Genomic DNA, 11,709 nt, shown 5'->3' with positions numbered 1-11,709 from the left:
CTCGGGTTCTGGCCCCGGAAAGGAGGTCACAGGTCGTTCTCCAGCCCCAGATGGCCGCGTAGCGTGTTCGTCTCGTATTCGGCGCGGAAGACCCCGCGTTCCTGCAGCAGCGGCACGACCTTGTCCACGAAGCCGTCCAGACCGGCCGGAGTGAGGTGCGGCACCAGGATGAAGCCGTCGGCGGCGTCGGTCTGCACGAACTCGTTGATCTCCTCGGCGACCCGCGCGGGCGAGCCGATGAAGGACTGCCTGCCGGTGACCTCGATGATCAGGTCGCGGATGCCGAGCCGTTTCGCCTCGGCCAGGGCCCGCCACTCCGCGGCCGTCTTCAGTGGATCCCGGTACATCCGGGCGCGGCCCTTGATGATCGAGTCTTCCGAGACGTCCGGGTCGATCGCCGGCAGCGGGCCGTCGGCGTCGTAGGACGACAGGTCGCGGTTCCACAGCTGTTCCAGCAGCAGGATCGCGGTCTGCGGGCTGACCTGCTGGCGGCGGATGTGGTCGGCGTTCTCCTGGGCCTCGGCGTCGGTGTCGCCGAGCGCGAACGTGACCCCGGGCAGGATCTTCAGGGAGTCCGGGGACCGGCCGTGCCCGGCGAGCCTGGACTTGATGTCGCGGTAGAAGGCCTGACCGGCCTCCAGCGTGCTGTGCCGGGAGAAGATGGCGTCGGCGGTGGAGGCGGCGAACTCCCGGCCCTCCTCGGAGTCGCCCGCCTGGATGGTCAGCGGGTAGCGCTGCGGGCTGCGCGGCACGGTGAAGTGGCCGCCGATGTCGAACTGGGCGCCGTGATGGGCGAACGCCCCCGCGCCCTCCGCGGCGAACGTGCCGGCGACGGGGTCGGCGACGAGATCCTCCTCGGCCCAGGAGTCCCAGAGCTCGCGGGCGGTCCGCAGGAACTCCTCGGCGCGCTCGTAGCGCTGGGAGTAGTCCAGAAAGCCGCCCCGGCGGAAGTTCTCCCCGGTGAACGCGTCGGAGGAGGTGACGATGTTCCAGCCGGCCCGGCCACCGGACAGGTGGTCGAGGGTGGCCAGCTTGCGGGCCACCTCGTAGGGCTCGTTGAAGGTGGCATTGATCGTCGCGGCCAGGCCGAGGTGGTCGGTCACCGCGGCCAGGGCGGCGAGCACGGTGAGCGCGTCGGGGCGGCCGACCACGTCGAGATCGTGGATCCTGCCGCGCTGCTCGCGCAGCCGCTGGCCGTCCGCCAGGAAGAAGAAGTCGAATTTGCCGCGTTCGGCGGTCCGCGCGAGATGGGCGAACGCGGCGAAGTCGATCTGGCTGCCCGAGGCTGGATCGCTCCAGACCGTGTGGTTGTTCACGCCCGGGAAGTGGGCTGCGAGGATGACCTGCTTCATCGAATCTCCTTGAGCGTGGAGACACCGGACTTCGAACCGGGAGTGATCATCAGCGGCTCCCCGCGTAACGACCGGCCGGACGGGGCAGTCCGAGGTGACCGCGGAGCGTGGCCGCCTCGTACGCGGTGCGGAAGACACCGCGTCGCTGCAACTCCGGCACCAGTCCCCTGGTGATGGCGCCGAGATCGGCCGGCAGTACGGCGGGGCGCAGCCGGAACCCGTCCAGACCGGCTCGGCGCCAGTCCAGGATCAGATCGGCGAGCTCCCCGGGCGTGCCGGTGAAGATCGCGGCGTCGGAGGCGTGGTCGGCGCCGTCGAGCTCGTCGAGCCGGGCCTTGCGCTCGCGGGCGTCCTCGCCCACGTAGACGACCAGGTCAGCGAAGATCTTCAGCACGTCGTTGCCGAACCCCCGGACCTCTTCCACGATAGCGCGCGCCTGTTCGGCGTCGTGCGGCGTGATGTAGACGACGTCGGCGCTGCGCGCGGCGAACTCGTACGGCACCCGGGCGTGGGCCAGCGCGGTGACCAGCGGCTGCCCCTGGGGTGGCCGCGGGACGATGGAAGGCCCCTTGACGCTGAATCGCGATCCCTCGAAGTCGATGTAGTGCAGCCGGTCGCGGTCGATGAAGCGGCCGGTGGGCACGTCACGGATGACCGCGTCGTCCTCCCAGCTGTCCCAGAGGCGGCGCACCACCTCGACGGCGTCCGCGGCCTCGTCGAACAGCTCGCGGATGAGGCGGACCGTCTCGGGGTCGTCGAGGCTCTCCAGCCGCAGCCCGGGAATGTCCCGGCGGCCGAAGTGGGCGGCCTCGGTGCTGCGCCCCGAGACCTGGGCGCGCCATCCGGCCCGCCCGCCGCTGACGTAGTCGAGGGTGGCCAGGGCGCTGGCCACGTGGAAGGGCTCGGTGTGCGTCGTCGTGATCGTCGGAACCAGCCCGATCCTGCTGGTCAGCGGCGCGATCCGTGAGGCGACGAGGGCGGCGTCGAAGCGCCCGCGCACCTGGTCGACGCGTCCGTCGGGGCCTTCCAGGCGGGTGCTCTGCAGGGCGAGGGAATCCTCGATGGTGACGAAGTCGAGCAGACCGTGCTCGGCCTCGGTTACCAGCCCTGCCCAGTAGGCGGCGGTGAACAGGTCTTTCGGAAGGGCGGCGGGGTCACGCCAGGCCGCCGGATGCCATCCGGCGCCGTCGAGAGCAACGGCGAGATGGAGAGAAGCTGCCGACATGTTTCAATAATACCACCAAACCCCATAATCTCTACATGTTTAGTTGGTTTTAGGGCGGGGATTAACGGTCGCCGACCGGCTGGATCCGCTCGATCACCCGGCGCACCCCACGGGACCCGCCCGGATCTGGTAGGCATTTGCGGGTGAAGCGCTTCCTGACGATCCTCGCGACAGCCATCCCCCTCCTGGCGGCCACCGGACCGGTCTCCGCCGCCGCCTCCGGCACGCCGCAGGTCCCCGCGGGGGTCACCGCCGGGTACGTGGTCTTCGACCGCCAGACGGGGAAGATCACCTCGAACCGCTACGCGCACCGGAAGTTCCGCTCCGCGTCGGTGGTGAAGATCCTCATCGCGATCGACTACCTGGAGGCGCACAAGAGCGTCTCCACGAGCAACCTCGCGCTGCTCAAGGCGATGCTGCGGGTCAGCGACGACAACGCGGCGACCTCCTTCTGGAACCGAGGTGGCCAGGGAAAGATCATCGAACGGACGGCGCGCAAGCTGCAGCTGACCGACACCACTCCCCCGCCCGCCGGCTGGCCGGGTTACTGGGGCTACACCTCGATCAGCGCGCTGGACATCACCAAGACCTACCGCTACCTGCTCGACCGCGCCGACCCCCGGGTCAGTGGCCTGATCCTGGGTCACCTGCGCGAAGCCGGGCAGTGCGGCGCCGACGGCTTCGACCAGTTCTTCGGGATCCCACGCGGGGTCCGTGGCCCGTGGGCGGTCAAGCAGGGCTGGTCGGGGTACGGCTCGACGCCTCCCGGCCGGTGCAGGAAGACCATCTTCAAGTCCACGTCGGACACCTCCGCGCCCGCGGCGTCCACCGCCCCCGCAGGACTCCCCGCCACGCCGATCGCCACCGCCGCGGAGCTCTCCACGACCCCGGCCCTGTTCACACCCGCCGCCACCGGCCCGGTCCCCGACTACGGCCACCCGGTGCTGCACACCACCGGGCTCGTCGGCCCGAAGGAGCGCTGGATCATGGTCCTGCTCACCGCCCACCCCTCGTCGACCACCTGGCAACGCTCCACCGCCCAGGTGACAAAACTGGCCCGGGAGGTCTATCTCGACGGGACCTCCTGAAGGTCCACCGGCGAGACCCTCCGAATCCGGAAGGCCGCGTCTCCCGGACCCGGGGCCATCCCAGCGGGGCTTCCTGGGACGGGAAGGGCCGCACCAGGTGGCCACATAGGTGAAATCGGCGACCCAGACGGTATTGGGCCGGGCGGCGGTGAAGTCCCGGTTGACCCGATCGGTGGGGCGGCCGGGACCTGGCGGCGTAGTAGGTGCTGGGACAGATCGCGCAGCCGCGCTCGGTCAGGACACGGCAGATCGGCTCGACTCCGAACACGGCGGCGTGTTCGTCGATGAAGGTCACGAGTGCGTGTGTGGCCGGTCGAGCTCGGCCGCGAAAAAAGCCGAGACGGCCTTCAGGATGTCATTGACCCGGCGCAGCTCGGCGTTCTCGCGGCTCAGCTTCTTCAGCTCGGCCGACTCATCGCTGGTCGTCCCGGGCCACACTCCTTCGTCGATCTGGGCCTGGCGGATCCACTTGCGCAACGTCTCGGCGGTGCCGATACCGAGCTTCGCGGCGACCGCGTTGATCGCGGCCCACTCGGTCGGGTAATCCGGCCGGGCCTCGGCGACCATCCGCACCGCACGTTTGCACAGTTCAGCGGGGTAGGGAGACTTCGGTGCCGTGAACTCGATCCTCTCGGGGAAACGAGTCTCCACCTAACCCGGGCGATTTACCCCGAGCCCGCCTTGTTGATCATGTTGCGATGAGCCTCGCCCAATCCGTGCCTGGTTGCCCCTCCGGTGCGCTCGCACAATCGAGTCGTGACAGGGCAAAAGAGCCCGTCACATTGACAGGATATGGAGTGACCGAAGATGTCCGAGAAGAAGATCATCGCGGTGGTCGGGGCCACGGGTGCGCAGGGTGGCGGATTGGCGAGCGCGATCCTGGAGGACCCGGATGGCCCGTTCGCGGTCCGCGCGATCACCCGCCGCACAGACTCGGACAAGGCTCGTGCGCTGGTCGGTCGTGGCGCCGAGGTGGTCGAGGCCGACCTCGGCGACGAGGCCGGCCTGCGCCGGGCGTTCGCCGGCGCGCACGGCGCGTACGTGGTGACGAACTACTGGGAGGGCATGTCCGCCGAGACGGAGCTGGCCCAGGCCCGCAACGCGGCGCGGGCAGCGAAGGACGCCGGGCTGCGGCACGTCATCTGGTCGACGCTGGAGGACACCCGCGCCCACATCCCGGTCACCGACGCGCGGGTGCCGGTACTCGAGGGGTCCTACACCGTTCCGCACTTCGACGCGAAGGCTGAGGCGGACCGGTTCTTCGTCGACCTCGGCGTGCCGACGACGTTGCTGCGCACCACCTTCTACTGGGAGGCGTTCCTGCAGGGCTTCGCCCCCGGCCGCGACGACACCGGCCGCCTGGTGCTGACCCTGCCGATGGGTGACAGCGCGTTGGCGGGGATCGCCGCCGAGGACATCGGCCGGGTCGCACTGGCGATCTTCGCCCGTGGCGAGGAGTTCATCGGCGCGACGGTCAGCATCGCCGGCGAGCACCTGACCGGCGAGCACCTGGCCGCGGCGTTCGCCGAGCTGCACGGCGAGCCGGTGGCCTACCGGCCGCTGACCCACGACCAGTTCCGCGCGCTGGGCATTCCCGCCGCCGCGGAGATCGGCAACATGTTCCAGTACTACACCGAGGCCGCCGACACCTTCACCGGCGCCCGTGACCTGGGCCTCGTCCGGGACCTGCACCCGGGTCTGCAGACCTTCCGCGACTGGCTGGCCGCTCACAAGGACGCCCTCACCGTCGGCTGAGATCACCGGACCGCCCCCGCGGGCGGTCCACGGCTCACTCTTCACCCTTCAATGGAGACAACCATGTCCGCATCCGACCACTCCTCGAGCCGGCGGTCGTTCCTCGCCCGCACCGCCGCCGTCATGGCCGTACCGTCGATCGCGGCGCTCGCGGGCGGCATTCTGGCCGAACCCGCGGCGGCCGAGACCACCCTGCCCGACTACGCGCCCGTCCCACCGTCGGCGCTCGGCCCCACCCTCAACGAGCAGGGCTACTATGTCGGGCGGGTGGAGCGGAACCTGTACTGGGTCACCGACGGCACGTACCAGGCGGCGTTCCTGACCACCCACGACGGCGTTGTGCTGTTCGACGCACCCCCGACCATCGGGCACAACCTGCAGCGGGCCATCGACCAGATCGCCGCTGCCAACGGCGTTTCCAACAAGGTGACGCACCTGGTCTACTCGCATCACCACGCCGACCACTTGGGCGCGTCCTCGCTCTTCGGCCGCAACGTCGTGCGGATTGGCCACGCCGAGACCAGGCGGCTGCTGCTGCGCGACAACGACCCGGCCCGGCCCGCCCCAGACGTCACCTTCAAGGACGACTACATGCTGCGCGTCGGCGGGCAACGCATCAAGCTGGCCTGGCACGGCACCAACCACAGCCCGGACAACATCTACATCCACCTGCCCGACCACGACACGCTGATGCTCGTCGACGTCGCGCTGCCCGGCTGGGTGCCCATCTACAACCTCAACCTCAGCGAGGACATCCCCGGCTTCATGGCCGCTCCGGCCACCGCCCTGTCTTACCCGTGGAAGCACTACATCGCCGGGCACCTGGGCCGGCTCGGCAACCGCAAGGACGTGATCTTGCACCAGCAGTACGTCACGGACATCGCCGAGAGTGCGCGCACCGCCCTCGCCACGGTCGACCCGACGCCGTACTTCGCCAAGTACGGCGCGAACGCCTGGGCCGCGGTGAAGACGTACCTGGACGCGGTGACCGACTACGCCGCCGCACCGGTCGTCGCGAAGTACACCGGAGTGCTGGCCGCAGCGGACGTGTTCACCGCCAGCAGCACTCTCGTCATCCTGGAGTCGATCCGCCTCGACCTCGGCTTCGGCTCACAGATCCATCCGTGACGTGTCGGCTAAGCCGCGGACGCCTCGGACTTGCCGGTACGCCGGCGACCCCGAGGCGTGCTGCGGATCGACTTCGGTCACGTCTAGCTGCTGACCTCTGGGTCATCCACGCACAGTCTGTGCCTGGCAACGTTCGCGACAAGGACGATACTGGCATATATGGACCACAACGACCTGGCCGAATTCCTGCGCACCATGCGGGAGCGGCTGCAACCCCAGGACGTCGGCCTGCCGGCCGGCACCGCACGGCGCACACCCGGGCTGCGCCGCGAAGAGGTCGCCGGGCTCGCGCACATCTCCGTCGAGTACTACGCACGCCTGGAACAGGCCCGCGGATCCCGCCCCTCCCGGCGGATCCTGAGCGAGCTGGCCCGCGCCCTGCGCCTCAGCACGAACGAACGCGTCCACCTCTTCGAACTCGCCGGCGTCGCCCCGGAGTCGCCGACCGGACCACGCTCGGACGTGCCGGCGACGGTGCTGAACCTGCTGGAGCACATGACCGACATCGCGGCGTTCGTGGTCAACGCCCGCTACGACGTCATCGCCTGGAACCCGCTCGCCGCCGCGCTGTTCGAGGACTTCTCCGCCGTGCCACCGGCCCGCCGCAACCTCATCTACCGCCACTTCCTCCACCCCGACCCCGACGCCCGGCACTACGGCATGACCGGCGCCGAGGAGTTCGGCCGGCTTGCGGTCGGCCAGCTCCGCGTCGCCGCGGGCCGCTACCCCACCGACCCACAGATCCGCACCATGGTCAACACGCTGCACAAGCACAGCGCCGAGTTCGCCGAGATGTGGGACGACCACCACGTCGAGAGCGGCTCCCATCACCACAAGATCATGCAGCACCCTGTGGTCGGCACGCTGCAGCTCAACTGCGACACTCTGGCCGTCCCCATGCGCGACCAGTACCTCGTCTGCTTCACCGCCGAACGCGGCAGCCTCTCCCACAACGCGCTCCGGCTGCTCTCCGTGGTCGGCACCCAGGACATGACATCACGATGAACGACGGATGCCGCCGCGGGGCTTCATGCCGGTCGGCCTGTTTGCGAAGGGGAGCTGGAACCGTGGACGTGACGCGGTAGGCCACGGACGACTCAAGAGAAGGCTGCATCGAGTTGGCCCATGGCGTCATCGTCGAGTTCGATGCGTTCGACGGTGACGTTTTCCCGCAGATGCTGAAGCGACGCCGTACCGGGGATCAGCAGCACGTTCTCGGAGAGCCCGGCGAGCCAGGACAAGGCGATCTGGGCCGGTGTGGCACCGTACTCGCGGGCAAGCCGGATCACGGTCGGGTTGTCGAAGATGACCCGCCGTGGGCGGTCCACCGGTGACCGCCCACAAAATGGCGTTCAGTTCGCGGCCAGTTCCTCAAGCACGGTCGGACGGCTCGGGCTCCACTGATGTACGGCCGGCTCGCCTGCTTGAAACGTCATGTCAAGTGTGACCTGCGCCGTTTCGGATGGCGCTCATCGGCCGACTCAACTCAACGCTTCCAGCCGGCGCAGTCGGCATCCAGGCCCGACAAGTGCCTGGCTCGTCCGACGGCCCCCAGATCCAGAAGCTGCCGAGGGTAGGCGTGTCCCCTCCGAGCCCGCGCGATTGGTCAAGGCCGTGCTTGACCGCCGGACACGAAACGGCCTACGAGTACAGCGGGAGGCGGACGACGAAGCGCGCGCCTTGATCGCTGTCCTGGACGGTCAGCGCGCCGCCGTGGTTCTCGGCGATCTGCCGGGCGATGGGCAGGCCGAGGCCGACGCCTCCGGCGTCCCTGCTCCGGGCGGTGTCCAGGCGGGTGAACCGCTGGAACACCGCTTCTCGCTGGTCGGCGACGATTCCGGCGCCGTCGTCGAGGACCTCGAGCCGCGCGACGCCCTCCGGGTATTCTGGGTCGCCTTCCTCTCGCTCTACGGTGATTGTCACCGTGGATGAGGCGTATCGCTGAGCGTTCTGGACCAGATTGCCGATCAATCGGCCCAGGAGTGATCGATGCCCCATCACCGTGACGCCGGGGGTCAGGTTTTGGACGACCTTCTTGTTGATCTGGTGACCACTCAGCTCCGTGGCGACGAGCTCTTCCAGATCCACCGGGTGTCGCTCGCACGGTGTGCCGGCGTCCAGTCGTGTGAGCGTCAGCAGGTCAGATGTGATCGACTGGAGCCGCTCGACGCTCGGAAGTACGGCGTTGCACAGTTGGGCTGTATCGACCTCCTTCGGCGCCAGGAAGGCGTCCTCCATCTGGACGCGGATGGCGGCGATTGGAGTGCGCAGTTCGTGAGAGGCGTCGGCGCAGAATCGCCGTTGCTGTCCCAGCGTGTCCTCCAGCCGGTCCAGCGTCTGGTTGACGCTGCAGGCCAGCCGGTGAATCTCGTCCTTGGCCCCGGAGACCGGCACCCGGCAGCCCAGGTTGTGGCTCTTGATGTGATCCAGTTGAGCCCGGATGGTGTCCACCGGCTTGAGAGATGTCGTCACGGTGCGCCGCGCCCCGTAGGCCATCGCAATCGTGAAGATGACCGCTCCCGCGGTCAAAATGGCTATCACGCTCGGGTAGACGTAGAACGGCAGCGTCGGTGCGGCGCTGTAGATGGTCCAGTCGCCGTCGCGATACACCTGGTGCGCGACGACGATGTGGCAACTGCCGGTTGGGAAGACCGAATGGCAGACGACTTCGCTTGCCCCTTGGTGCGATGTCTTGGACGTGAAATGCGCCATGACAGGCCTGTGCTGCAAATCTCTGGTTGCCGCCACAACCCTTCCGTGCGGATCGACGACCTGCACGGGGTGGATCAAATTCTTTGAGACAGGCGGAAGCGGATTGACGAACACGCCCCGGCCGACGTTGTACGCCGTTATCTCACCCAGGGCGGTGACCTCTGCGGTGAGGTTCTGGGTAGCCATCTCGTTCAAGACGAACAACAAGACGGTGGCGAACACGATGCAGAGCGCACCCACCGCCATGCCGGTGTACAGCGTCACGCGGCGTCTGAGCGAAGAATGCTTCAGCCTCATAAAGACCCCATTTCACCTGGTCGGACGTGGGGAAGCCGAAGGATGAAACGTGATCCGCCGGTGGTGCTCTCTTCGGCGCTGAGGGTGCCGTGATGTGCGTGGGCGATGTCGCGGGCGATGGCCAGGCCGAGGCCGGTGCCGTTGTGGTCGAGCCGGCGGGCGTCGTCCAGCCGGGTGAAACGGTGGAACACCCGTTCTCGGTCGGCCTCGGCTATTCCCGGTCCGTCGTCGCTGACCGCGAGCTCGACGATGGCATGGGTGGCGCACACCTCGACGCACACGAAATGCCTGGAGTGTCTCTGGGCATTGTCCAACAGGTTGGCAAGCAGCCGGCGGATCTGGGACGGCACGGCGGTGACGGTGGTGCCGTGTGTGAGCTGAAGCCCTACTCTGTGGCGATCGGACCGTTGAGCGATCTCAATCTGGACGAGCACCGCGAGATCGAGTTGCTGCCGCTCGGTGGGTGGACAGGTCTTCATGCGAGCCAGGAACAGGATGTCATCGATGATCGCTTGAAGCCGATTGACCTGGTTCAAGGTCGTGCTGAGCAATTCGGGCAGCTGGACCCGGCCGGGATCCTTTTGCGCCTCTTCCAGCTGTACCCGCAATCCTGCGATGGGATTGCGCAGCTCGTGGGCGAGGTCAGAGACGCTCTGCCGGCGGCGGTCCCCGATCTCCTCGATTTCCTGCTTGGTCTCATGCAGGCGTTCGAGAAGGTTGTTGATCGAGTGACACAGGCGGGTGATCTCTCGTGCGTTTCGCGGTTCGGAGGTGCGAGCGGGTAAGGCGCTGAGGTCGACCATGGCGAGTTCGGCGCTGACGACCTCCACGGGGCGCAGTAGTTTGCCGGTCGTCTTCCAGGTGACCCACATGGCTAAGGCGATCAGCCCGGCGCACTCAAGCGCCATGATCAGCTGGAGGGGGTCAGGCCGTCCGAAATCCGCGAGGCCCGGTGCCGTGATCCCGGCCAGGCGGACGTCGCGGACACGTGGCCCCGAGTGGCCGGCTGCCGGTCCCGGGTGGACGTCGTCGGTCACCAGGGCGGCCTGATGAAGGCCGTTTCGCGAACGGGTGGTGCCGGGCTGGGTCATCGAATACATCCCCGCCCCAGCGGTGACAAGGGTGAGGGCGACCATGACACCCGCCAGCACGGTGATCTGGCCTCGGATCGAGTGCGGCCTGCACTGGTGCCAAACCGGTGGTTTCATGCGAGCCGGCTGGCGCGCACGGTTCGGATGCAGCAGACGCAGGTGATGCCGGAGGCCGCTCTTGCGGACTATCGAGCCGGTCGGCGGCCCTCCGGCGGGATTGTGGGTTTCCCATGAGGAACTGAGACGGAGTCGGTCGGAGGAGTTTGTCGCCGAGGACGGGGAAGGCGGCGGCCCGGCCTTTGAGAGATGGTCACCTCCTCCTCGTGGGTATTCGTTGTCATCGATGCTTTTGCAAGGAAACTTCGTGGAGGCCGACGCCTCGTGGGGTGGAAGTCCATCCCACATGCCGGTCACTGATCTGTTGGTCAACACGTGTGCGGGGCCTTCGGCCACCACCATCCACGTGAGCAGGGTGGCCGGCCGCCATAAGAGTATCGACCAGTTGTTGTGCAGGTTCATCGCCATCCTTTTCGAGAGGAACTTCGAGGGGGATGAGGGGTTCTGACAGGTCTGAGGTCGTCGCCAGCGATTTACGCTGTCACTCTCTGAGACGCCTCAGCCGAGGGGCTTTGCATCACCCATCGTGATCTGATCCGAGCGTGGAGTAACGCCCCGAAATGATTCCGCCGCCCCTGGCGAGAAGCTACAGCCCAGCTGCGTGGCTAACATGGGGGCCCGGCACCTATGACGCAGGTCACATCGCTCGCTACCTCGGCCTGTGCGGAGAAGAGGTGCCACGATGACGCACGGATGTCCGCTGAGCCGACGGCAGGTGCGCCGAACGGCGGGCAGCCTCGGCATGCTTACCACCCGCTCGGTCTGTCTCGTCCAGCGGAAGCCGAGCGTGCTGTGGGCTGCTCGCACCTGGGGTTCAGGCATGACGGAGTGTTACCGCCGCGCACCGTGCCGCCCGTCATCGCCTGTCGTCTAATGGCCGATCCCACTGACCCATGCCTCTCTCCACCGGCCGCGATAGAGATAAAGGGCGGGGTTCCCCGCCG

9 protein-coding genes and 1 pseudogene are annotated in these 11,709 nt (G+C 67.8%); 4 read left to right on the top strand and 6 right to left on the bottom strand.

Annotation, left to right across the window (positions count from 1 at the left end):
• Window positions 1-26: 26 nt before the first annotated feature.
• Both CHC08_RS03300 and CHC08_RS03295 read right to left on the bottom strand, forming a co-directional pair.
• Window positions 27-1,352 (bottom strand): NtaA/DmoA family FMN-dependent monooxygenase, encoded by a 1,326-nt coding sequence (locus CHC08_RS03300; RefSeq protein WP_089205639.1) that lies wholly within the window; start codon window positions 1,350-1,352, stop codon window positions 27-29.
• 49 nt (window positions 1,353-1,401) lie between these two features.
• A complete protein-coding gene (locus CHC08_RS03295) occupies window positions 1,402-2,577 on the bottom strand; it encodes an LLM class flavin-dependent oxidoreductase (protein WP_089205638.1) in 1,176 nt (391 codons plus the stop codon).
• 143 nt (window positions 2,578-2,720) lie between these two features.
• On the opposite strand from CHC08_RS03295, the gene CHC08_RS03290 reads away from it, so the two are divergent.
• Entirely contained in the window at window positions 2,721-3,665 is a 945-nt protein-coding gene (locus tag CHC08_RS03290) for a D-alanyl-D-alanine carboxypeptidase family protein (RefSeq protein ID WP_245878093.1), read from the top strand.
• A gap of 169 nt (window positions 3,666-3,834) precedes the next feature.
• On the opposite strand, the pseudogene CHC08_RS03285 reads toward CHC08_RS03290, so the two are convergent.
• Window positions 3,835-4,232, bottom strand: a pseudogene (locus CHC08_RS03285) (transposase); the annotation flags it as partial.
• 240 nt (window positions 4,233-4,472) lie between these two features.
• On the opposite strand from CHC08_RS03285, the gene CHC08_RS03280 reads away from it, so the two are divergent.
• The 3 genes from CHC08_RS03280 to CHC08_RS03270 all read left to right on the top strand — a co-directional run bounded on the left by CHC08_RS03280 (window position 4,473) and on the right by CHC08_RS03270 (window position 7,553).
• Window positions 4,473-5,420, top strand: coding sequence for an NmrA/HSCARG family protein (locus CHC08_RS03280; protein WP_089205635.1), 948 nt, complete (start codon window positions 4,473-4,475; stop codon window positions 5,418-5,420).
• A gap of 63 nt (window positions 5,421-5,483) precedes the next feature.
• Complete coding sequence (locus CHC08_RS03275) at window positions 5,484-6,548, top strand: MBL fold metallo-hydrolase (protein ID WP_218825100.1); 1,065 nt, start codon at window positions 5,484-5,486, stop codon at window positions 6,546-6,548.
• Window positions 6,549-6,707: 159 nt separating this feature from the next.
• Window positions 6,708-7,553: a helix-turn-helix transcriptional regulator gene (locus CHC08_RS03270; RefSeq protein WP_089205633.1), complete on the top strand. Its 846-nt coding sequence runs from the start codon at window positions 6,708-6,710 to the stop codon at window positions 7,551-7,553.
• A 92-nt stretch (window positions 7,554-7,645) separates the two neighbouring features.
• Here CHC08_RS03270 and CHC08_RS03265 read toward each other — a convergent pair whose 3' ends face one another.
• The 3 genes from CHC08_RS03265 to CHC08_RS03255 all read right to left on the bottom strand — a co-directional run bounded on the left by CHC08_RS03265 (window position 7,646) and on the right by CHC08_RS03255 (window position 11,167).
• Entirely contained in the window at window positions 7,646-7,876 is a 231-nt protein-coding gene (locus tag CHC08_RS03265) for an aldo/keto reductase (RefSeq protein ID WP_089205632.1), read from the bottom strand.
• Window positions 7,877-8,189: 313 nt separating this feature from the next.
• Window positions 8,190-9,524, bottom strand: coding sequence for a HAMP domain-containing sensor histidine kinase (locus CHC08_RS03260; RefSeq protein WP_179281858.1), 1,335 nt, complete (start codon window positions 9,522-9,524; stop codon window positions 8,190-8,192).
• A 29-nt stretch (window positions 9,525-9,553) separates the two neighbouring features.
• The gene (locus tag CHC08_RS03255; protein WP_179281857.1) at window positions 9,554-11,167 is read right to left on the bottom strand and encodes a sensor histidine kinase; all 1,614 of its coding nucleotides are present in this window, start codon (window positions 11,165-11,167) and stop codon (window positions 9,554-9,556) included.
• Window positions 11,168-11,709 lie beyond the last annotated feature (542 nt).

The sequence above is a fragment of the Streptosporangium subroseum genome, from assembly GCF_900188345.1.
Classification (GTDB): Bacteria; Actinomycetota; Actinomycetes; order Streptosporangiales; family Streptosporangiaceae; genus Streptosporangium; species Streptosporangium subroseum.
Note: the sequence above shows the minus strand (reverse complement) of the source record. Positions and strands in the feature narration are given on the sequence as shown.